Origin of the sequence: Microbacterium fluminis, assembly GCF_051549805.1 — a bacterium.
Taxonomy (GTDB): Bacteria; Actinomycetota; Actinomycetes; order Actinomycetales; family Microbacteriaceae; genus Microbacterium.
The window spans coordinates 3,133,565-3,156,922 of sequence record NZ_CP196042.1 but is presented as its reverse complement, the minus strand read 5'-3'; the positions used below and the strand labels follow the sequence as shown (position 1 = coordinate 3,156,922).

General features: G+C 73.1%; 18 protein-coding genes. 10 read left to right on the top strand and 8 right to left on the bottom strand.

All coding sequences use genetic code 11. The annotated features are described in order from the left end of the window. Positions 1 to 77 precede the first annotated feature (77 nt). Entirely contained in the window at positions 78 to 491 is a 414-nt protein-coding gene (locus tag ACSJDX_RS15275; RefSeq protein ID WP_438353487.1) for a histidine kinase, read from the top strand. Between the two features lie 12 nt (positions 492 to 503). On the opposite strand, the gene bcp is transcribed toward ACSJDX_RS15275, so the two are convergent. Genes bcp through aroA form a run of 3 tightly spaced genes read right to left on the bottom strand, consistent with a single transcriptional unit; the run spans position 504 to position 3,437 of the window. Next, the gene (gene bcp / locus ACSJDX_RS15270; RefSeq protein WP_438353486.1) at positions 504 to 974 is read right to left on the bottom strand and encodes a thioredoxin-dependent thiol peroxidase; all 471 of its coding nucleotides are present in this window, start codon (positions 972 to 974) and stop codon (positions 504 to 506) included. Between the two features lie 16 nt (positions 975 to 990). Beyond that, entirely contained in the window at positions 991 to 2,052 is a 1,062-nt protein-coding gene (gene rsgA, locus ACSJDX_RS15265) for a ribosome small subunit-dependent GTPase A (protein ID WP_438353485.1), read from the bottom strand. Further along, entirely contained in the window at positions 2,049 to 3,437 is a 1,389-nt protein-coding gene (gene aroA / locus ACSJDX_RS15260; protein ID WP_438353484.1) for a 3-phosphoshikimate 1-carboxyvinyltransferase, read from the bottom strand. The genes rsgA and aroA overlap by 4 nt, the downstream gene beginning before the upstream one ends. Positions 3,438 to 3,487: 50 nt before the next feature. On the opposite strand from aroA, the gene ACSJDX_RS15255 reads away from it, so the two are divergent. Further along, on the top strand, positions 3,488 to 4,165 hold the full coding sequence (locus tag ACSJDX_RS15255) for a sigma-70 family RNA polymerase sigma factor (RefSeq protein WP_438353483.1): 678 nt from the start codon (positions 3,488 to 3,490) through the stop codon (positions 4,163 to 4,165). Beyond that, positions 4,162 to 4,413, top strand: coding sequence for a zf-HC2 domain-containing protein (locus ACSJDX_RS15250; RefSeq protein ID WP_438353482.1), 252 nt, complete (start codon positions 4,162 to 4,164; stop codon positions 4,411 to 4,413). The genes ACSJDX_RS15255 and ACSJDX_RS15250 overlap by 4 nt, the downstream gene beginning before the upstream one ends. A 7-nt stretch (positions 4,414 to 4,420) precedes the next feature. On the opposite strand, the gene ACSJDX_RS15245 is transcribed toward ACSJDX_RS15250, so the two are convergent. Further along, a complete protein-coding gene (locus tag ACSJDX_RS15245; RefSeq protein WP_438353481.1) occupies positions 4,421 to 5,155 on the bottom strand; it encodes a copper homeostasis protein CutC in 735 nt (244 codons plus the stop codon). Positions 5,156 to 5,258: 103 nt separating this feature from the next. Here ACSJDX_RS15245 and ACSJDX_RS15240 point away from each other — a divergent pair, with 103 nt between their 5' ends. Further along, complete coding sequence (locus tag ACSJDX_RS15240) at positions 5,259 to 7,808, top strand: phosphatidylglycerol lysyltransferase domain-containing protein (protein ID WP_438353480.1); 2,550 nt, start codon at positions 5,259 to 5,261, stop codon at positions 7,806 to 7,808. Further along, positions 7,805 to 9,094 carry an alpha/beta hydrolase gene (locus ACSJDX_RS15235; protein ID WP_438353479.1) on the top strand — a complete coding sequence of 430 codons (1,290 nt, stop codon included), beginning with the start codon at positions 7,805 to 7,807 and terminating at the stop codon, positions 9,092 to 9,094. Before ACSJDX_RS15240 ends, ACSJDX_RS15235 begins: the two co-directional genes overlap by 4 nt. A 15-nt stretch (positions 9,095 to 9,109) precedes the next feature. Here the strand turns inward: ACSJDX_RS15235 and ACSJDX_RS15230 are convergent, their stop codons facing one another. Both ACSJDX_RS15230 and ACSJDX_RS15225 read right to left on the bottom strand, forming a co-directional pair. Beyond that, a complete protein-coding gene (locus ACSJDX_RS15230) occupies positions 9,110 to 10,012 on the bottom strand; it encodes a diacylglycerol kinase (RefSeq protein WP_438353478.1) in 903 nt (300 codons plus the stop codon). Next, a complete protein-coding gene (locus tag ACSJDX_RS15225; protein ID WP_438353477.1) occupies positions 10,009 to 11,655 on the bottom strand; it encodes an FAD-binding oxidoreductase in 1,647 nt (548 codons plus the stop codon). Before ACSJDX_RS15225 ends, ACSJDX_RS15230 begins: the two co-directional genes overlap by 4 nt. Before the next feature lie 34 nt (positions 11,656 to 11,689). Here ACSJDX_RS15225 and ACSJDX_RS15220 point away from each other — a divergent pair, with 34 nt between their 5' ends. From ACSJDX_RS15220 to ACSJDX_RS15205, 4 genes are all read left to right on the top strand, one after another. Beyond that, positions 11,690 to 12,262, top strand: a complete 573-nt coding sequence (locus ACSJDX_RS15220) for a TetR/AcrR family transcriptional regulator (RefSeq protein WP_438353476.1) — start codon at positions 11,690 to 11,692, stop codon at positions 12,260 to 12,262. Continuing rightward, positions 12,259 to 13,836, top strand: coding sequence for a glycerol-3-phosphate dehydrogenase/oxidase (locus tag ACSJDX_RS15215; RefSeq protein ID WP_438353475.1), 1,578 nt, complete (start codon positions 12,259 to 12,261; stop codon positions 13,834 to 13,836). Before ACSJDX_RS15220 ends, ACSJDX_RS15215 begins: the two co-directional genes overlap by 4 nt. 163 nt (positions 13,837 to 13,999) lie before the next feature. Further along, entirely contained in the window at positions 14,000 to 15,301 is a 1,302-nt protein-coding gene (locus ACSJDX_RS15210; protein WP_438353474.1) for a GNAT family N-acetyltransferase, read from the top strand. An 82-nt stretch (positions 15,302 to 15,383) separates the two neighbouring features. Beyond that, a complete protein-coding gene (locus ACSJDX_RS15205; RefSeq protein ID WP_438353473.1) occupies positions 15,384 to 16,682 on the top strand; it encodes an APC family permease in 1,299 nt (432 codons plus the stop codon). A gap of 33 nt (positions 16,683 to 16,715) precedes the next feature. Here ACSJDX_RS15205 and ACSJDX_RS15200 read toward each other — a convergent pair whose 3' ends face one another. Then, complete coding sequence (locus ACSJDX_RS15200; RefSeq protein ID WP_438353472.1) at positions 16,716 to 20,453, bottom strand: multifunctional oxoglutarate decarboxylase/oxoglutarate dehydrogenase thiamine pyrophosphate-binding subunit/dihydrolipoyllysine-residue succinyltransferase subunit; 3,738 nt, start codon at positions 20,451 to 20,453, stop codon at positions 16,716 to 16,718. A 154-nt stretch (positions 20,454 to 20,607) separates the two neighbouring features. Here ACSJDX_RS15200 and ACSJDX_RS15195 point away from each other — a divergent pair, with 154 nt between their 5' ends. After that, entirely contained in the window at positions 20,608 to 22,065 is a 1,458-nt protein-coding gene (locus tag ACSJDX_RS15195) for a GuaB1 family IMP dehydrogenase-related protein (RefSeq protein ID WP_438353471.1), read from the top strand. 15 nt (positions 22,066 to 22,080) lie between these two features. On the opposite strand, the gene ACSJDX_RS15190 is transcribed toward ACSJDX_RS15195, so the two are convergent. Then, the gene (locus ACSJDX_RS15190) at positions 22,081 to 23,169 is read right to left on the bottom strand and encodes a glycoside hydrolase family 76 protein (RefSeq protein WP_438353470.1); all 1,089 of its coding nucleotides are present in this window, start codon (positions 23,167 to 23,169) and stop codon (positions 22,081 to 22,083) included. Positions 23,170 to 23,358 lie beyond the last annotated feature (189 nt).

The window sequence follows — 23,358 nt, the reverse complement described above, 5'->3', positions numbered from 1 at the left end:
ATGTTTTCTGGACATTCCCCTCGTGCGGTGGAGGATCCCTACAGACGCAGGCCGCTGACCCGGGAGGACCGTCGGAGATGAACGCACACGGCGCCGCCCGCGCGGCCGCGATCCTGCTGTGGCTGGAGGCCGTCGCGATCGCGGTCCTCGTCGCCCCGCAGGTGTCGGCCCTCGCCGCCGGCGAGGTCGAGTCGGGCACCAGCGCGATCGCGCTCGCGGTGCTCACCGCCGTCGGGGCCGTCGCGGTGGCCGCGTTCGGGTTCGCCGTCGCGCGCGGCCAGTCGTGGGGGCGCAGCGGCGGAATCGTGACGCAGCTGCTCATCCTCGCCGTCGCACTCGGAGCGGTGACCGGTGCCTACGCGCACCCGCTCATCGGGCTCGCCCTCGCGGTTCCCGCGATCGTCGTGTTCGCCCTGCTGGTGCTCGCCGCGCGCCGCGCCGGGGTCGAGCGTCAGGCGCGGGACGAGGCATCCGGAGATCCCCGCCGCTAGCGGATGCCGCGCTCAGGCGCCGAGCATCGTGCGCAGCCGGGCCACGTGGCCGGTGGCCTTGACGTTGTAGAGCGCGTGCTCGATGCGGCCGTCGGCGTCGATCACGAACGTGGAGCGCAGGACGCCCTGCACCGTCTTGCCGTAGTTCTGCTTCTCGCCCCACGTGCCGTACGCGTCGTGCACCGCGTGGTCGGGGTCGCTGAGGAGCTCGAAGGTGAGTCCGTCGCGCGCGCGGAACTCCTGCAGCTGCGCGGTGCTGTCGCGCGAGACGCCGAGCACCGTGTAGCCGGCGCCCTGCAGCGACGACAGGCTGTCGCGGAAGTCGCACGCCTGCGTGGTGCAGCCGGGGGTCATCGCGGCGGGGTAGAAGTACACGATGACCTTCTCGCCGCGGAGGTCGGCGAGCGAGACGGCGCGGCCGTCCTGGTCGTCGAGGGTGAAGTCGGGGGCGAGGTCGCCGGGTTCGAGTCGCACGTCAGCCATGCGTCCAGCCTAGGGCTCAGGCGGCCGGGGCGAACGTGGAGAGCAGGCGCTGCAGCGAGTCGAGACGGGCGGCGGCGTTGGGCCCGGCGCGGCCCTCGTCGACCGCCTCGACGATGGCGCAGTCGGGCGCGTCGGGCAGGTGCGTGCACCCGCGCGGGCAGTCCTCGGCGATGGCGGCGAGGTCGGTGAAGGCCTTCAGGATGTTGGTCGGGTCGACGTGGCCGAGGCCGAACGAGCGCACTCCGGGGGTGTCGATCACCCAGCCCGAGCCGCCCTCGCCGCGGTAGCGCAGCGACACCGTCGAGGAGGACGTGTGGCGGCCGCGGCCGGTGACGACGTTGACGTGGCCGGTGGCCCGCTGCGCGTCGGGCACCAGCGCGTTCACGAGCGTGGACTTGCCGACGCCGGAGTGCCCGACGAAGACGGTCGAATGCCCGACCAGCTGTGCGCCGATCCGCTCGATCGGCATGTCCTCGGTGCCGTCGCCGCGGCGTGCACTGGTGAAGACCTCGAGGTCGAGGCCGGTGAAGTGCTCGAGGAACTCGGTCGGGTCGGCGAGATCGGTTTTTGTCACGACGAGCATCGGACGGATGCCGGCATCCAGCGCCGCGACCAGGTAGCGGTCGACGAGCCGCGCGCGGGGCTCGGGATCGGCGGCGGCGACCACGACGAGCATCTGATCGGCGTTGGCCACGATGATGCGCTCGACCTGATCGGTGTCGTCGGCACTGCGCCGCAGCAGCGACGTGCGCTCCTCGATGCCCACGATGCGCCCGAGCGTGCCCTCGTCTCCGGACGCGTCGCCGACGACACGGGCCCGGTCGCCCGTGACGATCGGCACCTTGCGCAGCTCGCGGGCCCGGGTGGTCAGCACCCTCCGCTCGTCGGGCTCGTCCTCGTCGATCAGGACGGTGTAGCGGCCGCGGTCGACGCCGAGCACCCGCGCGATGCGGGCGTCGCTGTGCGCGGGCCGGCGCTTCGTGCGCGGTCGGTTGGCCTTCGGGTTGGGCCGTACCCGGATGTCGGCCTCGTCGAACTCCGGTTCGTCGTCGTCCTCGTCGTCGCCGAGCCAGCTCACGCGACGGCGTCCTCCGCGTCGCCGTGCGCGGCATCCGTCCCCGGCTCGGGCGAACCCTGCACCATCGCCTGCCACAGCTCGGGGAACTCGGGCATGGTCTTGGCGGTCGTCCCGATGTCGTCGACCTCGACCCCGGGCACCGCGAGGCCGATCAGCGCGCCGGTGGTGGCCATCCGGTGGTCGTGGTGCGCGTGCCACGTGCCGCCGTGCAACGGCTGCGGAACGATGCGGATGCCGTCCTCGAGCTCGTGCGCCTCGCCGCCGAGCGCGCGCAGCTCGGCGATGAGCGCCGCGATGCGATCGGTCTCGTGACCGCGGATGTGCCCGATGCCGTACAGCGTGGTGGGGGCATCGGCGAAGGCGGCCAGCGCGAACACGGTGGGGGTCAGCTCGCCCGCCGCCGACAGGTCGAGGTCGACCCCGCCGATGGACGCGCCGCCGGTGACGATCATCGCGCCGCCCCGACGGGTGACGCGTGCACCCATGAGGGAGAGGATGTCGCCCAGCATCGCGCCGGGCTGCGTGGAGTGCACGGGCCAGCCGGTGACCGAGACCGTGCCGCCGGCGATCATCGCCGCGGCCAGGAACGGGGCGGCGTTGGAGAGGTCGGGCTCGATCGCGATGTCTTTCGCGCGCAGGGGACCGGCCGGCACCACCCATTCGCCGGGCGCCGGCTTCTCGACGTGCACGCCGCGGTGACCCAGCGTCTCGATCGTCATGTCGATGTGCGGCTGGCTGGGCAGACGCTCGCCCGCGTGGATGAGGTGCAGGCCCACGTCGTAGCGGGCGGCGGCCAGCAGCAGTCCGGACACGAACTGGCTCGACGCGCTCGCGTCGATCGTGACCTCGCCGCCGCGCGTGTGGCCGCGTCCGCGCACGGTGAAGGGGAGTGCCCAGTGGCCGCCGTCGTCGATGTCGACACCGACGTCGCGCAGCGCGGTGATCATGGCACCCATCGGACGGTGCAGCGCGCTCTCGTGGGCGGTGAGGGTGACATCGCCCCGGGCGAACCCGGCGATCCCGGCCACGAACCGCATCACCGTGCCGGCCTGGCCGCAGTCGACGACGGTGTCGCCGCGCAGCGGCCACACCGGCGTGATCTCGAGGTCGTCGCCGAAGTGCCCGTTTCCGGGCACGGCCTCGATGCCCACGCCCAGCGCACGCAGGGCCTCGATCATGCGCGCGGAGTCGTCGGAGTGCAGCGGCGAGCTCAGCCGGCTGGGCCCGTCGGCGAGCGCCGAAAGGACCAGTTCGCGATTGGTCAGCGACTTGGAGCCGGGCACCGTAACGGTGGCCTTGAGGGGCTCCTCGCACGTGGGCGCCGCCCAGCGGCCCCGGCGGCGTGCCGCCCGGGGGGAGTCGTGGGAATACCGCTCGGCGCTCATGGGTTTCTAGCCTACTGAACAGCCCGACGACCGACCCCAGAAAGGCGCCGATGATCGCAACGCTCGAGCGCCCGGTGACGGCCGATCGCACCGACGTACAATGGCGCGTGATGAACGACGAGGCACAGACCACGGTCGACGCGCGCACCCAGTTCGAAGAGCAGGCGCTGCCCTTCATGGACCAGCTGTATGCGGCGGCGATGCGCATGACGCGCAACCCCGCAGACGCGGCCGACCTCGTGCAGGAGACGTTCGTCAAGGCGTTCGCCTCGTGGAAGACGTTCACGCAGGGGACGAACCTCAAGGCGTGGCTGTACCGCATCCTCACCAACACCTACATCAACACGTATCGCAAGAAGCAGCGTGAGCCCTATCAGGGCACCATCGACGACCTCGAGGACTGGCAGCTCGGGGGAGCGGAATCGACGACGGCGACCAGCAGTCGCTCGGCCGAGGCCGAGGCGATCGACCACATGCCGGCATCCGTGGTCAAAGACGCCCTGCAGTCGATTCCGGAGGATTTCCGGCTGGCGGTGTACCTCGCGGATGTCGAGGGCTTCGCCTATCAGGAGATCGCCGACATCATGAAAACCCCGATCGGCACGGTCATGAGCCGCCTGCACCGTGGCAGGCGCCTGCTTCGCGACCTTCTCGCCGACTACGCGGCCGAGCGCGGCATCACGTCCGCCGCCCCCGCGGAACGAGTATCGACTGGAGCAGAGAGATGAGCGACTGCGGCTGCGAGAAGGCCCGACGCGACCTGGAGGAGTACCTCCGCAACGAGGTGTGCAAGACCGAGCACCGCGACATCGCGGAGCATCTTGCGAGCTGCCCCGGATGCCAGGACGAGGCCCACGTCGCCCGCACCCTCACCGAGGTGGTCGCCCGCGCCTGCAAGGAGACGGCCCCCGAGGAGCTGCGCGCGCTGGTGATCGCGCGGCTGCGCGAGTCGGCGTCGGAGACCGCCCCCGCCTGAGACGCCGTCAGCGCAGCGCGTCCAGGGCGCGGCGAGCCGCCCGGACGACCTCCGGATCGGTGACCAGGTGCGTGCCGTCATCCCGACCGCCCAGCGCCAGGCCGGCCGAGCCGAACGCCGCCTTGGCCGACAGGTGCACCCCGGACACCCCGGCCGCGGCCAGCATCCCGATGTCGACCGGGCGCACGCCGCCTCCCGCCATGATCTGCGGTCCGTCCTCGACCGCGCACATCGCTGCGATCACATCGCGCCCTTCGACGGCGCGCGCGTGCGCCCCCGAGGTGAGGACGCGGTCGACCGTCCCGGCCAGATCCCGGACGAGTTCGACGGGTGCGCAGGACTGATCGATCGCGCGATGGAAGGTGACCTCCGCGCCGGAGGCCGAGGCGGCATCCGTCCACGTCTCCAGCGCCTCGCGGTCGAGCGTGCCGTCGGGCCGCAGCGCGCCGACCACGACGCCCGCCGCCCCCTCGGCGACGGCGGCCCGCACGTCGGCGGTCATGGTCCGCACCTCGTCGGCGTCGTAGACCGCGTCGCCGGGACGACAGCGCACCAGGACGTGCACGGGGATGCCGGTGGCCACCGCCGCCCGGATGAGGCCGACCGACGGGGTGACTCCGCCGAGCTCCAGCGCGCTGCACAGCTCGACCCGGTCGGCGCCCGCGTCGGCGGCCAGACGCGCACCCGCTGCGGAGACGACGGCGATCTCCAGGGCGGGGCGGGTGCGGTCGGTGTCGGCCATACCCCACGGTAACCGCGCCGGATACCGCATCGCGCCCCATCACAGGCGACGCACCGCGACGGCACAGTCGCCGCATAGCGAACCTGGCCTAGCCTGAGGAGGGATGACGAACGGGGAGCACATGTCCGGCGCGACGCAGAGCGCGGTCGTCGACGGTACGCCGCGCCCGAAGCGGATGCCGCGCCGGCTCGCTCCGATCGTCGGATACGCCCGGCGCCACCCCGTCGCCGTGGGGTTCGCTCTGCTCGTGCTCGTGACGGGCGTCGCGACGGGCTCGCTGTGGGGCGTGCCGGTACCTCCCGCCCTGACGTGGAGCGCGTCGTCGTGGAGCGCGCCGCTGTCGTGGTGGTCGGCGATCACGGCGCTCACGGTGCCCGACTCGCCCGTCGAGGCCGTCCTCTCGGTGCTGCTCGCCCTCACGGTGCTGGCCGCCGCCGAACGCATCCTCGGCAGCGCGCGCACCGTGGCGGTGATGCTCGCGACGGGTGTGGTGTCGCTGTTCGTCGGCGCGATCCTGCAGTCGCTGCTGGCCCTGCTGCCCGAGGTGAGCCTCGCCGCGGATCAGGCCGGCGTGCTCGACCCGCCGATGGCCATCGCCGGTGCCATCGTGGCCGCCTCGGCGCTCACCGGAGCCCTCTGGCGCCGGCGCATCCGCGTGATCGCCTTCTCCGTGCTGGGCATGTTCGCCCTGTACGCCGGAGACGTCGACTCGTGGTTCCGCGTGGTGGCGGCGATCACCGGCTTCCTCGCCGGCGCGTGGCTGGCCCGCCGCATCCCCCGCGGGCCGTGGCATCGCAGCTCCACCCGCGAGACCCGGTCGCTGCTGGGGGCGCTCGTCGCGGTCACGGGTTTCGGTCCGCTCGCCGCCCTCATCGCCGGGGGCGGCCGTGGTCCGCTCGCCTACGTCGTCGGAGAGTTCGCCCAGATCGATCAGCGCCTGGTCGATCGGTGCAACGTGCGGTACGTGCCCTCGTGCGACCACGAGTTCGCGCTCGTGGTGACCCGCGGCCTCGGGCCGGCGCTGCTGGCGATCGTCCCCCTCGTGCTGCTCGTCCTCGCCGCGTGGGGCCTCCGTCTCGGAAGACGCTCGGCGTGGCTGCTCACCCTGGGGGTGAACGTCGCCCTGGTCGTGCACGCGGTCCTGTCGCTGCTGCTCGGCGACGTGACCGCCGCCGATCCCGCCGGAGGCGCCCCCTTCGCCTGGGTGCTGTGGGCGGGCTCCGCCGCGCTCGTCCCGCTGACCGTGATCGCGCTTCTCGTGATCAACCGGCACATGTTCCGGGTGTCGGCGCCGCGCCGCGCGACGCGGGTCTGGCTGATCACCGTCGGTGCGGCGTTCGTGGCGTCCGTGCTGCTGTTCGTGATCGTGAGCGCCATCGCCTACCAGTCGTTCGACGTGCGGCCCACGATCGGCGACCTGTTCGCCGAGGGGCTGCGGCGTTTCGTCCCGCCGGAGTTCCTCGAGGGCATCCCGCAGCCGCCGTACCCGCGCCGCGGTCCGGCACTGCTGGTCTATCAGTGGGTGGGCGTGGCGTTCTGGATCATCGCGATCCTCGCGACGCTGCGGCTGTACCACGCCACCTCGCACCCCGAGACAGCCGCCACCACCCCGTATCGTGCGCTGCTGCGTCGCGGGGGCGGCACCCTGTCGTTCCTGGGCACGTGGGCGGGGAACGCGCACTGGTACAGCGACGACCGCGAGAGCGCGGTCGCGTACCGGGTGGTCAACGGCATCGCGCTGGCGGTCGGCGACCCGATCTGCACCCCCGACCGCGTCGGGCAGACCCTGCGCCAGTTCGCCGATTTCGCGATCGCGCAGGGCTGGACCCCGGTGTTCTACAGCGTGCACGACGACGTCATCCCGGCGTTCCGCGCGATGGGATGGGATGCCCTGGAGGTCGGGCAGGAGACCGTCATGCATCTGCCCGGGCTCGACATGGTCGGCAAGCGTTGGCAGAAGGTGAGGCATCCGCTCAACCGTGCGGAGCGCGAGGGGATGACCGCCCAGTGGACGACGTGGCGGGAGCTGCCGGCGGCGACGGCCACGCAGATCATCGAGATCTCCGAGCAGTGGGTCACCGACAAGTCGCTGCCCGAGATGGGATTCACCCTCGGCGGACTCGACGAGCTGAAGGACCCGGATGTCGCGCTGCTCCTGGCGATCGACGCCGACGGCCGCCTGCAGGCGGTGACCAGTTGGATGCCGTCGTGGCGCGACGGTGAGATCCACGGCTGGACGCTCGACTTCATGCGGCGCCGGGACGACGCGCCCAACGGGGTGATGGAGTTCCTCATCGCCAAGGCGGCACTGCTCATGAAGGAGCAGGGCGTTCAGGTGCTCAGCCTCTCCGGTGCGCCGCTGGCCACGCGTCCGCTCGCCGAGGGGGAGGCCGCCCCCGATCCCACGGCGCTCTCGTCGTTCCTGGGCTGGCTGGGCGGGGCGCTCGAGCCGGTCTACGGCTTCGCGTCGCTGTTCCGGTTCAAGAGCAAGTTCCTCCCCGAGTACCGCACCCTCTACATGACCTACGCCGACTCGGTGGAGCTGCCGGCGATCGGCGCGGCCGTCGGCCGCGCGTACCTGCCCGATGCGTCCACCCGGGAGTACCTCGCCGTCGCCCGCACGATCCTGGCTCCCCGCGGCGAGCATCGGTGATCTACGGCATCCTCGGGCTGGAGCTGATCGACGGCCCCGTGGTCCCCGTGGTGGGACTCGTGGCGCTGGCGCTGCTCGTGCTGGTCGTGCTCCCGCGACCGCGGCATCCGCTGCGGCTCGCGGTGGGGGCGGTGGCGGGTGCCGCAGTCGGCGCCGGCGCGGCGATCGTCTTCGATGCCACCCGCACGTTCGGGATCGGCATCCCGCAGCAGGCCGGGGTCTGGGCGGGGGTGGGTCTGGCCCTCGCCGGCGCCGGCGTCGCGGCGCTGTGGGGCGGCGGTCGGCGTCGTACCGTGCCGGCCGCCCTGCTGGTCGTGGTGTCGGTGCTGCTGGGGGCGCTGGGCGTGAACCGGGCGATCGACGTGACGCACAACCTCGCCGCGATCATCGGGGTCCAAGCCGTGCCGCCCATCGCCCTGCCGGCGCTCACGACGGCGGGTGCGGCATCCGACCTGTCCTCCTGGACGCCGCCCGCCGACATGCCCGCGCACGGCGAGGTGGGTGCGCTCAGCGACGACGCCCGCATCCCGTCGCCCGGGTTCGAGGCGCGGGACGCATCGATCTACCTGCCGCCCGCCGCACTCGTGAAGGATCCGCCGAAGCTGCCCCTGCTGGTGTTCATGATGGGCCAGCCGGGCTCGCCCGAGCCCACGCAGATCGCGCGCACGCTCGACGCCTACGCCGCTCAGCACCGCGGCCTCGCGCCGATCGCGATCGTCGCCGACCAGCTCACCGGTCCCACGGTCGACCCGGCCTGCCACGACTCCGAGCGCTTCGGTGCGGTGTCGAGCTACTTCAACGTGGAGATCCCCGCGTTCGCCAAGGCGCGGCTGAACGTGATCGACGCCGTATCGGCGCGGGCGATCGGCGGGTACTCCAACGGCGGATCGTGCGCGGTGCTGTGGGCCGCGCAGCACCCGGACGTGTGGGGCGGCCTTCTGGACGTCTCGGGCAACGAGTTCCCCGGATCCGAGACGGTGGCAGCCACCACGGCGGCGGTGTTCGGCGGGGACAGCGCGGCATTCGAGGCCGCCAAGCCCGCCGCGGTCATGGCCGCGCAGGCCGCGGCGCATCCGGGGCTGTTCGACGGGCACACCGCCGTGTTCACGCTGGGCTCGGACGACGACCTGTACGGCCCGGGGCAGAACCGGAATGCGGATGCCGCGCGGGCCGCCGGCTTCACGGTGCAGGTGGTGACCATCCCCGGCGCGGGCCACGTCGGGGCGGCGCTCGACCAGGGGCTCGTCCAGGGGTTCGCGGTGCTCGCCCCCGCGATGGGGCTCTGAGCCCCGCCCGCCCGCTCAGTCGCGCGCGAACACCGTGAGGGCGCCCGGCACGACCTCGACCTCGAGCGGCAGCGTGCCGATCGGATCGCCGTCGGCATAGGCGGTGACGCCGGGGGAGTCCAGTCGCACCCGCCGTACCCGGAAGGTCGACACCTCCGAGACGGTCGTATGCGTTCCGCGGTACACGCGGGGAAGCAGTCGCAGCAGGCGGAGCCGCCCGCCCGGCCGCACGATCGTCACGTCGAGCACTCCGTCGCCCGGATCGGCGGCGGGGCAGATCGGGATGCCGCCGCCGTAGGTCGGACCGTTGCCCACCGTGGCCATCACCAGATCGCCGTCGATGCGCTCGACCCGCCCGTCGACGTGCTCGAGCTCGAGGGCGTAGGGGATGCCGCGGAGGGTGAGGAACTCCACGAGGATCGCGATGTTGTACCGCGCTCCGCCGCGCGGCCAGCGCATCGCGTTCGCGCGGTCGTTGACGCGCGAGTCGAACCCGCTGGCCAGCACCGTGGCGAAGTGCTCGTGCGTGCCGTCGGCGCGCACGACCCGGGCGAGGTCGATCGTGCGGGTGCGCCCGGCCGCGATCGTGTCGGCGGCGCCGGCGGCATCCAGCTCGCGCAGTCCCACTGCGGCGGCGAGGTCGTTGCCCGTGCCGATCGGCACGATCCCGAGCGGCACCCCGGTGCCGGCGAGGACCTGGACCGCGAGATGCGCAGTGCCGTCGCCGCCGGCCACCGCGACGGCGTCGGTGCCCAGCTCCAGCGCCGTGCGCAGCAGATCGGCGGATTCCGCGGTGCTCCCGCCGCTCAGCACCGTGACCCGGATGCCTCGGGCGCGCAGTCGTTCGGCGACCTCCTCCGCCGCGCGCGTGCGGGCGCCGGCCCGGGCGGCGGGGTTCGTCAGCAGCGCGAGGTTCATGCCCCCTCCGCCGCGATCAGCGCGCCGGGATTCATGATCCCCCGCGGATCGAGGGTGTCCTTCACCGCGCGCAGCACGGCGACCCCGAGCTCTCCGACCTCGCCGACGAGGGAGGGACGGTGATCGCGGCCGACGGCGTGGTGATGGGTGATCGTGCCGCCGGAGGCGAGGATCGCGCGGGAGGCGGCATCCTTCGCCTCGGTCCACTGGGTCGTCGGAGAATCGGTGAGCGCGGCCACCACCGTGAAGTAGAGCGACGCGCCAGCGGGGTAGACGTGCGAGATGTGGCACATCACGATCGGCTTGGTGCCGGCGGCCGACAGGCTCCCGATGAGCGCCTCGGTCACGGCGGCCTTGAGCACCGGCAGCTGCGCCCACGTGGTCGCCGTCTCGAGGGTCTCGGCGAGCACGCCGATGTCGAGCAGCGTGTCGCGCAGCGCCGGGGCGGCGAACCGCCCGCGCTCCCAGGAGCGGGCCGGATCCTCGCCGCGCGGCTTCGCCCCGTGCGCGGCGAAGATCTCGGCGGTGGCGGCGGCGACGGCATCCGCCTCGGTCGCGGTCGCGCCCTCGAACGTGGCGACGGCGAGGCACCCGCGCATCCGCGCGAAGTGCCCGCCCATCGCGGCGTTCGTGCGGGTCTCGATCTCGTCGCTCAGGCGCAGGACGGTGGGACGGATGCCGCGCTGCGTCGCCTCGCGCAGGGCGGCGGCTCCGGCGGCGAAGTCGGGGAACGTCCAGGCGCCGTAGCGCGTGGCGGCGGGGCGCGGGCGGATGCGCACCGTCACCTCGGTGAGCACGCCGAACGCCCCCTCCGAGCCGAGGAAGAGCTCGCGCAGATCGGGCCCCGCCGCGCTGGCGGGTGCGCGCCCGAGGTCGAGGTCGCCGGCCGGGGTCGCGACGCGCAGCGCGTGCACGAGGTCGTCGAACCGGCCGTAGCCCCGGGAGGCCTGTCCGCTCGAACGGGTGGCGGCGAACCCGCCCAGGGAGGCGAACTCGAAGCTCTGCGGGAAGTGGCCGAGGGTGTAGCCGCGCCCGCCGAGCAGCTCCTCGGCCTGGGGTCCGGTGGTGCCCGCCCCGAACGTCGCGAGCAGGGACACCTCGTCGAGGCTCCACAGCGCGGCTGTCCGCGCCAGATCCAGCGCGATCACGGCTCCGTGCCCACCGCGTTCCGGGGCGACGCCGCCCACGACGCTCGTGCCGCCGCCGAAGGGCACGACCGCGATGCCGCGCGCCGCGCATTCCCGCAGCACCGCGGCCACCTCGTCGTGGTCGGCGGGGGAGACGATCGCATCGGGCGCCGTCTGCACGCCGTCGGCGCGTCGGGCGAGCAGGTCGGGCGTGCTCTTGCCGCCGAGGTGACCCCGCCGTGCGGTGTCGTCGCGCGTGGCGCGCGCGGCGCCGACGATCGCGCCGAGCGCCGCGAGGTCGTCGTCGTCGAGGGTCGAGGGGCTGAGCACGACGTCGTCGAGGGACCGACGCGCGACCGGGTGCGCCCTGCCCGGGAGGAGGGCCGAGACGAGGGTCTTGGCTCCGGGAGGCAGCCCGCCGTCGTGGCGGCCGTCGCCCCAGGCGTCCCAGCGCATGCGCGGCGCGGGGGCGGGCACGGCCAGCGGGGTCACGGGATGGGGCTGCATCGCATCCATGGCGACAGTATGACACGTTATGTATGGTTGTCACATGGCTGACGGCGTCCCCGCGACCGAGACCGCGATCCTCGACGCGGCATTGGCCGAGGTGCTCGCGCACGGCATCCGCCGCACCACGGTCTCCGATATCGCGCGGCGCTGCGGGATCGCGCGCCAGACCCTCTACCGCTACTGGCCCGACGCGCAGGCGGTCTTCGCCGCACTGGTCACCCGGGAGATCCTCGCGGTGATGCCCGCAGACGGTGCGGAGGCGGCATCCGTCGACGACCTCGTCGGGTCGCTCGTGGCGACAGCCGACCGCATCCGGCGGATGCCGCTGGTCGAGCGCCTGCGCGACACCGATCCCGAGCTGTTCGGACGCTACGTGCTGGAGCGGCTCGGCACGAGCCAGCGCGCGATCCTCGCCGCTCTGACCGCGCGGATCGACGCGGGGCGGCGGGCAGGACAGGTGCGCGCCGGCGATCCCGCGCGGCAGGCGGCGATGGTGCTGCTGATCGCGCAGTCGGCCGTGCAGTCCGCGCCGCTCGTGGCGGAGTGGCTCGATGACGAGGGGTGGCGCGCGGAGCTCGGCGCCGCCCTGCGCGGCTACCTGGCGGCGGCGTGACCGCACGCATCGTCGGGCGCACCCCGTTCCCTTCCGCCCTGCACGCGGCGCGCCGCTCGCGTGAGCTCGACGCGCTCGCCGCGGCCGGAACGATCGACGTGCTCGTGATCGGCGGCGGTGCGACCGGGGCCGGCATCGCGCTGGACGCCGCCTCCCGGGGCCTGCGCACGGTGCTGGTCGAGCGGCACGACCTCGCCTTCGGCACCAGTCGGTGGAGCTCGAAGCTCGTGCACGGCGGCCTGCGCTACCTGGCGTCCGGACAGTTCGCGATCGCCCACGAATCGGCCGCCGAGCGCCACCTCCTGATGACGCGGATCGCCCCGCACCTCACCCGCCCGCTCGCCCAGGTGCTGCCGCTGTATGCGCCGGGCCATGTGGCGCGCGGCGCCTACATCGGCCTCGGCTATTGCCTCGGCGACGGACTGCGGCGACTGGTGGGCACTCCCGACGCCGTGCTGCACGCGCCCGGACCGCTGAGCGCCGCCGAGACCGCCCGGCTCGTCCCCGCTGTGCGCACCGACGCGCTGCGCGCGGGCCTGCGCGGGTGGGACGGGCAGCTGATCGACGACGCCCGCCTGGTGGTCGCGATCGCCCGCACGGCGGCCGGGTACGGGGCATCCGTCCTCACCCGGGTCGAGGCGGTGCGCGCCGACGGCGACGGAGCGCTGCTGCGCGACGTGCGCACGGGCGCCGAGGTGGCGGTGCGGGCCCGCGCCGTGCTGAATGCGACGGGGGTGTGGGCGGGATCGCTCGACCCCGCGGTGCGACTGCGGCCGAGTCGCGGTACGCACCTGGTCGTGGACGCCGCCCGGCTCGGCGGGGCGCACGCCTCCCTCACGGTGCCCGTGCCTGGCTCGTCGAGCCGGTTCGTCTTCACGGTGCCCGCGCTGCACGGCCGCGCCTACATCGGCCTCACCGACGTGCCGGCCGCGGGGCCCGTGCCCGACGTGCCGCACGCGACCGACGAGGAGGTGGGGATGCTGCTCGACACCGTCAACACGGTGCTCGCGCTCCCGCTCGAGCGCGCCGACGTGCTCGCCACGTTCGCGGGCCTGCGTCCGCTGCTGGCCGCGGACGGGTCGGACGTGACGGACGATCCGGACGAGGCGGAGGGGAGGGATGCCGCGACCAGCGACCTGTCGCGACGGCACGCGATCCTCGACTCCGGAGACGGCATGCTGAGCGTCGTCGGCGGGAAGCTCACCACCTATCGGCGCATGGCGGAGGACGCCGTGGACGCCGCCGCCGGTCGCGGGCTGATCGGTCCGGTGGAGCCGAGCCGCACGCGCAGCCTGCCGCTGGTGGGCGCGTGGCCGCGCGCTCACGCGCACGAGATCGCCGCGCCCGACCGCCTCGTGCGCCGGTACGGGGCGGAGGCGCCGTTCGTGGCGAGCCTCGCGACCGACGGACCCGCCGCCGCGCGCGGGGTGACCCCTGCCGAACTGCGCTGGGGGGTGCGGGTCGAGGGCGCGCTGACCGTCGACGACCTGCTCGACCGCCGTACCCGCCTCGGGCTCGTCCCGGCCGACCGCGCGGCCTCCGTCGCGGCGGCCGAGGCGGCGCTGGAGGGCTGAGCCCGCGGGACCCGGCCCCGTCACCCCGCGGGTCCGGGACTCGGAGGTCGGACGCGGAGCGGGCGGATGCGGCATCCTGGCCCGCTTCCCGGCCGATCCCCGCCTCTCCGCCGGGCGACGCCGCTCCCGCGGACCTCGGGGCGAGGCTGGCTAGTGTGGAATCATGACGCTCGACGGGAAGACCCTGCCCCTCGACGAGGCCTCCCGGAGCGCCGCATCCGCTCTCGGCCTCGACTACCGGCTGCTCGACACCGACGACCCGGAGGCGTTCGACGACGTCCTCCGGGCCATCGGGCGCGGGTTCCTCGAGGGGGAGGGCACTGCCGAGCGGCGCGCGGGCACCCGCGAGGCGCTGGGCTTCCGGCGCTTCACGGGGGTGTTCGACGCCGCATCGCCCACGCCGCGGGTGCCGATCGCGACGGTCGACTCGTGGGTCACCGACCTCACGCTTCCGGGCGCGCGCAGCATCCCGATGTGGGCGATCAGCGGCGTCACCGTCGCCGCCACGCACCGTCGCCGGGGGCTCGCCCGCACGATGCTCGAGGGGGAGCTGCGCACCGCCGCCGACGCCGGTCTCGCCATCGCCGGGCTCACCGTCTCGGAGGCGACGATCTACGGCCGGTACGGCTTCGCGCCCGCGGTTTACGCCACGCGGTGGAGGCTCGCCACGGCGCGCACCCGCTGGATCGGGTCGCGCCCCGAGGGCCGGCTCCACTATCTCGATCGCGAGGTGGTCGCCGCCGAACTGCCCGCTCTGCACGAGCGGGTGCGGCTCGGTCGTCCCGGCGAGATCCGCCCGTGGGACGGATTGTGGCGGCGCCACGCCGGCATCATGCCCGGGCAGGAGGATGTCGCCGCCCTGCGGGCGGTGCGCTGGACGGATGCCTCGGGCACCCCGCGGGGACTGCTCGTCTACCGGCTCGTCGCCGGCTCGGACGACTTCGCGGATCACACCCTCGAGGTCGTCTACCACCTCGCCGACGGGGCCGATGCCGACGCCGCACTGTGGCGATTCGCCCTGGAGCACGATCTCGTGAGCACCGTCACCGCGCCGCTGCGCTCCACCGACGAGCCGCTGCGATGGATGATCGCCGATCAGCGCGGCGCGACCGAGCAGCGCCACGATCACGGCTGGCTGCGCGTCCTGGACGCACCGGCCGCGCTGACGGCGCGCGCCTACGCCGCACCGGGCCGCTGGGTGATCCGCGTGCACGACGACCTCGGCTTCGCCGACGGGACGTGGATGCTGGAGGTCGCCGCCGACGGCTCCGCCACGGCCTCGCCGACCACGGTCCCACCCGACGTCGTCCTCGACGTGCGTGCGCTGGCGGCCGTGCTGCTCGGCGGCGTGCGACCTTCGACGCTGCGGGACGCGGGGCTGGTCGAGGCATCCGACGCCGCCGTTGCGACGTTCGACGCGGCCTTCGCCTCCGCGCACACGCCGTACCTCAGCGTCTGGTACTGATCCGGCAGCGATTGGCAGTCGCCCTGCGCGCGATGACGGCCGCGCGCACGCGCGTGTCGGTGGGGCGCGGAAGACTGGTGCGGTGAGCATCCGCGCCGAGGCCGTCGCCGACGACGTGCACCCCACCGGCTCGATCGGCGTGGTCCAGGGCACGGCGCTGTACATCGCCGCGGTGCTCGGCACCGGGCTGCTGGTGCTGCCCGGCGTCGCCGCGGCCTCGGCGGGTCCGGCATCCGTCGTGGCGGTCGTCGCCGTGCTGGTGCTGTCGGTGCCGCTGGCCGGCACGTTCGGCGCGCTCGCCGCCCGCTACCCCGATCCGGGTGGGGTGGCCAGCTACGTGCGCCGCGCCATGGGCCCCACCGCCGCGCGCATGGCCGGGTACTGGTTCGCGTTCGGCGTGTGCGCCGGAATGCCCGTGGTCGCCGTGCTCGGCGCCGAGTACGTCGTGGCCGTCGCCGGCATCGACGCGCGGGCCGTGCCGTGCCTGGCGCTCGTGGTGATCGCGCTGCCCTTCGGTGCCAACCTCCTCGGCGTGCGCGTCGCCGGCTGGGTGCAGTTCGTGCTCACCGGACTGCTGCTCGCGCTCGTCGTCGCGGTGGTCGCCCTGGCGCTTCCGGCCGTGGAGGCGGCGCGGTTCACCCCGTTCCTGCCGCACGGCTGGACAGGCGTCGGCACCGCGATCAGCCTGTTCGTGTGGGCGTTCGCGGGGTGGGAGGTGGGCACGCACATCTCGGGCGAGTTCCGCTCCCCGCGCCGTGTGATCCCGATCGCCACCGCGATCGCGCTCGTGCTGACGGGGGCGTCCTACCTGCTGCTGCAGATCGCGACCGTGGGCGTGCTCGGCGAGGCCGCCGGCGGCGATGTGGTGCCGCTGCTCACCCTGGTCTCGGTGCTGGCGCCGGGCGTCGGCCCCATCGCGGTCGGCATCGTCGCGGCGATCGTCTCGCTCGGCGTGCTCAACGCCTACCTCGCCGCGTTCGGCAAGCTCGGGGCCTCCCTCGCCCGCAACGGCGATCTGCCGCGCTGGTTCGAGAAGGGGGCGGATGCCGGGGCCGCGCCGCGTCGCGCCCTCGTGCTGACGCTCGCGGTGGGGCTGGTGTACTTCGCGTCCATGGTGGCCACGGGGCTCGATCTCGAGCCGTTCATCCTCATCCACACGAGCAACATGGTCGCGATCTACGCGGCGGGGATGGTGGCCGCGGTCATGATCCTGCCGCGCCGCACCGCCGGCTGGTGGATGGCCATCGTCGCGGCGGTGCTGTCGTTCGGACTGCTCGTGCTGGCCGGCGGCAACCTGCTGCCGAGCGCGCTGCTGGCGGCTGCGGCCATCGCGGTCACGGGGTGGCGCCGCATCCGCTCGCGTCGACGCCCCCGGTCCTGAGACCGGGGGCGTCGCGACGGGAGCGGCCGCGGGTCAGACGGTGAGAGCCTTCTGCAGGATCTCGGCCAGCTCGCGGGCGTGCACCTTCGGCGATCCGGTCGCCGGCGAGGCCGACGCCGCGCGCGAGACGCGCTTGATGGTGCGCCCGCGCAGGTGCTTGACGACCTCGAGGGCGATGAACGGCCACGCGCCCTGGTTCTCGGGCTCGTCCTGCACCCACACCAGCTCGGCGTTCGGGTACGTCGCGAGCACCGCGTTGAGTTCGTCGACCGGCGCCGGGTAGAACTGCTCGAGGCGCACGAGGGCGACCTTGTCGTTCGGCTTCTTCTCGAGCTCGGCCTTGAGATCCCAGTGGATCTTGCCCGCGTGCAGCAGCACGCGGGTGACCGCGGCCTTGTCGAGGGCGCGCGTGTCGTCGAGCACCGGCTGGAACGTGCCGGTCGCGAAGTCCTCGACCGGGCTCGTCGCCCCGCGCAGACGCAGCATCGCCTTCGGCGTGAACACGATCAGCGGACGACGCGGCCGCTGGTACGCCTGACGGCGCAGCAGGTGGAAGTACGACGCGGGCGTCGACGGCCGGGCCACGGTCATGTTGTCCTGCGCGCACAGCTGCAGGTAGCGCTCGATGCGGGCCGAGGAGTGGTCGGGGCCCTGACCCTCGTAGCCGTGGGGGAGCAGGAGCACGACGCTGGACTGCTGGCCCCACTTCTGGTCCGCCGCCGAGATGTACTCGTCGATGACCGACTGGGCGCCGTTGGCGAAGTCGCCGAACTGGGCCTCCCACAGCACGAGCGCGTCAGGGCGCTCGACCGAGTAGCCGTACTCGAAGCCCATCGCGGCGTACTCGCTGAGCAGGGAGTCGTAGACGTAGAAGCGGCCCTGGTTCTCGCTGAGATTGGTCAGCGGGATCCACTCCTGCCCGTTGGCGCGATCGTGCAGCACCGCGTGGCGCTGCACGAACGTGCCGCGACGGCTGTCCTGACCGGCCAGGCGCACGTTGGTGCCCTCCAGCAGGAGCGAGCCGAACGCGAGCAGCTCGCCGAACGCCCAGTCGATGCTGCCGTTGCGGCTCATGTCCAGGCGCTTGTCCAGCAGCTGCTGCAGTTTGGTGTGCACCGTGAAGCCCTCGGGCTTGTTGACGAACGTGTCGCCGATGAGCTGCACGACGTCGGTGCCCACCCCGGTGGTCTCCGGGGCGCCGACGACCTGCTCGACCGGAGCATCCGCCACCACCGGACTGGTGCCGGTCTCGGCCTCGTGCGTCTCGGCGAACGCGATCTCCAGACGGTTCTGGAAGTCGCGCTTGGCCTGCTCGTACTCCTCTTCGGTGATGTCGCCGCGACCGACGAGCGACTCGGTGTAGAGCCGGCGGACGGAGCGCTTGGCCTCGATGAGGTTGGTCATCAGCGGCTGGGTCATCGACGGGTCGTCGCCCTCGTTGTGACCGCGGCGGCGATAGCAGACCAGGTCGATCACGACGTCGCGGTGGAAGCGTTCGCGGTAGGCGAACGCGAGCTGCGACACCCGCACGACGGCCTCGGGGTCGTCGCCGTTCACGTGGAAGATCGGCGCCTGGATGGTCTTGGCGACATCGGTGGCGTACACCGAGGTGCGCGCGTCGTTCGGCATCGTGGTGAAGCCGACCTGGTTGTTGACCACGACGTGGATGGTGCCGCCGGTGCGGTAGCCGCGCAGCTGCGACATCTGCAGCGTCTCGACCACGACGCCCTGACCCGCGAACGCGGCGTCGCCGTGCACGAGGATCGGCAGCCACGCGAACGTGCCGATCGGCTGGCGGTCCTGCTTCGCGCGGACGATGCCCTCGAGCACGCCGTCGACGGTCTCCAGGTGGGACGGGTTGGCCGCCAGCAGCACCGGCAGCTCGTCGCCGCGGTCGTCGATGAAGGTCCCCTCGGTGCCGAGGTGGTACTTCACGTCGCCCGAGCCGCTCTTGGAGCCGACGGCGACGGATCCCTCGAACTCGCGGAACACCTGGCCGTAGGTCTTGCCGGCGATGTTGGTGAGCACGTTGAGGCGGCCGCGGTGGGCCATGCCGATCGCGGCGCCCTCCATGCCGGCCTGCGCGGCGCCCTGCAGGATCTCGTCGAGGAGGGGGACGAGCGACTCGCCGCCCTCGAGGCTGAAGCGCTTCTGCCCGACGTACTTCGTCTGCAGGAACGTCTCGAACGCCTCGCCCTCGTTGAGCTTGGCGAGGATGCGCAGCTGCTCGTCGTGACCAGGCTTCTGGTACTTGACCTCGACGTTCTCCTGGAACCAGCGACGCTGTTCGGGGTCCTGGATGTGCATGTACTCGATGCCGATCGTGCGGCAGTACGAGTCGCGCAGCACGCCGAGGATCTCGCGCAGCTTCATCTGGCGGCGGCCGCCGAAGCCGTTCGTGACGAACTCGCGGTCGAGGTCCCAGAAGGTGAGCCCGTGCTCCTCGATCTCGAGGTCGGGGTGGGTGCGCTGCACGTACTCGAGCGGGTCGATGTCGGCCATCAGGTGGCCGCGTACGCGGAACGAGTTGATGAGCTCCTGCACACGCGCGGTCTTGTCGACGCGCTCGGCGAGGTCGACGTTGATGTCGGAGGCCCAGTGGATCGGGGCGTACGGGATGCGGAGGGCCGCGAAGATCGACTCGTAGAATCCGCGCTGCCCGATGAGCAGCTCGTGCACCTTCTTGAGGAACTCGCCGGACCCGGCGCCCTGGATGACGCGGTGGTCGTAGGTGCTGGTGAGGGTGATCGTCTTGCCGATGCCGAGTTCGACCAGCGTCTTCTCGCTCGAGCCCTGGAACTCGGCGGGGTACTCCAGCGCACCCGCGCCCACGATGCATCCCTGCCCCTTCATGAGGCGGGGGACCGAGTGCACGGTGCCGATGCCGCCGGGGTTGGTGAGCGAGATCGTGGTGCCCTGGAAGTCGCCGGCGGTGAGCTTGTTGCCGCGCGCGCGGGTGACCAGGTCTTCGTACGAGGCGAGGAACTCGCCGAACGTGAGCGTGTCGGCGCGCTTGATGCTGGGCACCATGAGGGCGCGTGAGCCGTCGGGCTTGGGAAGGTCGATCGCGATGCCGAGGTTGATGTGCGCGGGCGCCACGACCGACGGCTTGCCGTCGACCTCGGCGTAGAACACGTTCTGGCTCGGGAACTCCTTGAGCGCCTGGATGAGCGCCCAGCCGATCAGGTGCGTGAAGCTGACCTTGCCGCCGCGGGTGCGCGACATGTGGTTGTTGATGACGATGCGGTTGTCGATCATGAGTTTCGCCGGAACGGTGCGCACGCTCGTGGCGGTCGGAACCGTGAGCGAGTCGTCCATGTTCGCCGCGAGGGTCTTCGTCATGCCCCGCAGAGTGGTGACGACGTCGGCCTCGGCGTTCTCGTCCGCCGTCGAGGGGGCCACGGTGGGCGCCTGCGCGGGGATGGGCTGCGCCTTGGCGGGCTTGGCCGTGGTGCGCGCCACCGGCTGCGACCCGATCACCGGGATCGGCGCGGTGACCGGACGCGGCTCGGATGCCTCGGCCGGCGGCCGGGCCGTGGGGGTCGCGGCGGCCGGTGCCGCAGCGGCCGGAGCGGCGGGCTGAGCCGGTGCCGGGGGCTGTGCCGGTGCGGCGGAGCCGGCCGGGTGATACGCCTCGAGGATGGGCCACCAGGCCTTGTCCACAGAGTTCTTGTCCGTCGTGAACTGCTCGTAGAGTTCCTCGACGAGCCATTCGTTGGCCCCGAACTCTCCCTCGCTCGAAGTCCCGACGCCCGTCACCTGGCTCGACACGGCCTGATCGCCTGCTTTCCTCGCTGAATACCCCATGGATCGCGGGGCAGGGAAGCTCCCGCGCACGGTAGTCAAGCCTAACGCAGTTCGAGCTCCGATCCTCGGACGGGGAGCTCACCGCGCCGGCGGATGCGCGCGCGGCTACCGTAGGCATGTGGAGTTCTACGGTGACCGGCCAGACGTCGACCTGACCTATTCGGATGTGTTCCTCGTGCCACGGCGCTCCGCCGTCGCGAGCCGCCTCGACGTCGACCTCTCTCCGGGCGACGGCACCACGGCGACGATCCCGCTGGTCTCGGCGAACATGAACTCGGTCACGGGACCGCGACTGGCGGCGACCCTCGCACGCCGCGGCGGTCTCGGCATCCTTCCCCAGGACCTCCCGCTGCAGGAGCTGGACGCGGCGATCCGGTGGGTGAAGGACCAGCCCGTGCCGTGGGACACGGCGCTCGTGCTGCCGCCGTCGGCGACCGTGGCCGACGCGGCCAAGCTGCTGACCGCGACCGAGGGGCACGGCATCGTGGTGGCCGATCACCCCGGCGAGCGGCTGCCGATCGACGCGGTGCTCGGCGTCGTGCCGGCGACCCGTCTGGGCACCGCGCTGCCCGACGCCCGCCTGGGCGACCTCGCCCGCGGGCACGCCGCCTCGATCGACGCCGACGACGTCGAGACCGCGCGGCACGCGTTCGACCTCATCGTCGCCGCCGAGGCCGAGACGGTCTGCGTGCTGCACCACGGCTTCGTCGTCGGCACCCTGTCACGGCGCAGCGCGCTGCGCTCCACGCTCTACCGCCCGGCCGTCGACGGGGCGGGCCGGCTCATCGTCGGCGCCGCGATCGGCATCAACGGCGACGTCGCGGCGAAGGCGACCGCGCTGGCCGCGGCCGGTGTCGACGTGCTCGTCGTCGACACGGCCCACGGGCACCAGGAGGGGATGCTGCGCGCCCTGTCCGCCGTGGCGGAGCTCGGCCTCGGCATCCCCATCGCCGCCGGCAACGTGGTCACCGCCGAAGGCGTGCACGATCTGGTGGCCGCGGGCGCCGACATCCTCAAGGTCGGGGTCGGACCGGGCGCGATGTGCACGACCCGCATGATGACCGCGGTCGGCCGCCCGCAGTTCTCGGCCGTGCTCGACACCGCCGAGGCGGCGCGTCTGCTCGGCGCGCACGTCTGGGCCGACGGCGGTGTGCGGTACCCGCGCGACGTCGCCCTCGCGCTGGCGGCGGGTGCAGCATCCGTCATGATCGGATCCTGGTTCGCCGGCACGATCGAGGCGCCCGGAGAGCTGCGGGTCGACGACACCGGCCGCACCTACAAGGAATCGTGGGGGATGGCCTCGACGAAGGCCGTGCACGAGCGCTTCGGGCGCCTCGACCCGTACGATCTGGCCCGCAAGGAGCTGTTCGCCGAGGGCATCTCGTCGTCCAAGATCTATCTCGACCCGCTGCGCCCGGGCATCGAGGATCTCCTCGACATGATCACCTCCGGCGTGCGCTCGTCGTTCACCTACGCTGGTGCTGCCACCGTGCCCGAGTTCCACACCGCCGCGCGCGTCGGCCTGCAGTCGGCATCCGGGTACGAAGAGGGCAAGGCCCTGCCCGTCTCCTGGTAGCAGCGCTCCCCTCCGTCAGGACGGCAGGGAGGCGGCCGCTTCGAGCGTGAGCCAGGCGCCGAGCTGCACCGACAGATCGCCGTCGGGGGCGTCGGTGCCGTCGGTGGCCCCGCCGGCGGCGAGGCGCGGACGCACGGGGCGCAGCGGCACGATCGCCGGGCGTCGCGGGTCGGCGGCGAACAGCGGCCGACCGTGCAGCACCGCGCGACCGTCCCACAGGGCGCGCGCGTTGACCAGCACCAGACGGCGGGCGGATGCCGCGGCATCCGCCGTGCTCGTGTCGTCGCGCAGGCGCACGGCGGCCTCCGCGAGATAGCGGCAGGCGATCCCGGAGAACAGGCCTCCGTCCCCGCCGCCCGCCGAGGGCAGCAGCCCGTCGTCCGGCGCGCACCAGCGGCCGACGGCCCGCACCAGCTCGGCCGCGCGGGCGAGGTGTCGTGCGTCACCGTCGCCCTCGCCGAGGGCCAGGGCGGCGCCGATCGCGACCCCCTGGTTGTAGGTGTAGAGCGCGTCGCGCACCACCCCGTGCTCCACGCCGTCGCGCACCAGGCCGGTCGCGGGATCGTCGAGCACCGCGGCGATCCAGTCGGCCAGAGACTCGGCGACCGGTCGCCGTCCGGCGCGCGCGAGCAGGATCGCCGCCGGACCGTTGGCCGGGGCGTTGTACAGGTCGCTGCCGACGCGCCACGGCAGGGCGCCGACGGCGGGGTCGACCGCGCCCGCGAGCCGCGTCGCGATACGGGCGACCCCCCGCGGGGAGGCACCGGTGCGCTGCAGTGCGAGACCCATCCACGAGATGTCGTCGTAGTAGGGGTTCACCCAGCGTCCGGCGGTGCGCACCGCCACCGTGCGCCCCAGCCGCGCGACGCGGCGCCGGCGCCCCGGCGAGGGGCGGTGCCGCAGGGCGTCGCCGGCGGCGTCGAGCAGGTGCGCGTGCCACCAGTAGTGCCACACGCGCATCCCGTCGGCGACACCCGCCGGACCGCGCCGCGACGGCCACGTCGCCCGCGCCCACGCCAGCCCCGGCGCGCGCCGCGCGAAGCGGTCGAGCACCGCGTACTCCGCCGCCGCGGCGCGCTCGTTCCACCGCTCGCGATCAGGCATGCCCCCATCATCTCCCCGCGACCCGTCACACGTCGCGGGTAGGCCGCGCTGATTCTCGCGAGGGCGGGACTGCTCACCCGAGGCGACTCGCCCTCGATGGCGTGTGCGAGGGCGTGTTGCGTCGGGTGAGCAGTCCGGGGCTTCCCAGGATCGGGGCGGGTGCCACCCCATAGAATGGTCGGACGATGG

Bases quoted from the DNA above. Each gene is read 5' to 3' on its own strand.
- ACSJDX_RS15275 (WP_438353487.1), top strand. From the start codon at position 78: ATGAACGCACACGGCGCCGCCCGCGCGGCCGCGATCCTGCTGTGGCTG.
- ACSJDX_RS15230 (WP_438353478.1), bottom strand. From the start codon at position 10,012: ATGAACCTCGCGCTGCTGACGAACCCCGCCGCCCGGGCCGGCGCCCGC.
- ACSJDX_RS15250 (WP_438353482.1), top strand. From the start codon at position 4,162: ATGAGCGACTGCGGCTGCGAGAAGGCCCGACGCGACCTGGAGGAGTAC.
- ACSJDX_RS15225 (WP_438353477.1), bottom strand. From the start codon at position 11,655: ATGGATGCGATGCAGCCCCATCCCGTGACCCCGCTGGCCGTGCCCGCC.
- ACSJDX_RS15190 (WP_438353470.1), bottom strand. From the start codon at position 23,169: ATGCCTGATCGCGAGCGGTGGAACGAGCGCGCCGCGGCGGCGGAGTAC.
- aroA (WP_438353484.1), bottom strand. From the start codon at position 3,437: ATGAGCGCCGAGCGGTATTCCCACGACTCCCCCCGGGCGGCACGCCGC.
- ACSJDX_RS15220 (WP_438353476.1), top strand. From the start codon at position 11,690: ATGGCTGACGGCGTCCCCGCGACCGAGACCGCGATCCTCGACGCGGCA.
- bcp (WP_438353486.1), bottom strand. From the start codon at position 974: ATGGCTGACGTGCGACTCGAACCCGGCGACCTCGCCCCCGACTTCACC.
- ACSJDX_RS15245 (WP_438353481.1), bottom strand. From the start codon at position 5,155: ATGGCCGACACCGACCGCACCCGCCCCGCCCTGGAGATCGCCGTCGTC.
- ACSJDX_RS15210 (WP_438353474.1), top strand. From the start codon at position 14,000: ATGACGCTCGACGGGAAGACCCTGCCCCTCGACGAGGCCTCCCGGAGC.
- ACSJDX_RS15240 (WP_438353480.1), top strand. From the start codon at position 5,259: ATGACGAACGGGGAGCACATGTCCGGCGCGACGCAGAGCGCGGTCGTC.
- ACSJDX_RS15255 (WP_438353483.1), top strand. From the start codon at position 3,488: ATGATCGCAACGCTCGAGCGCCCGGTGACGGCCGATCGCACCGACGTA.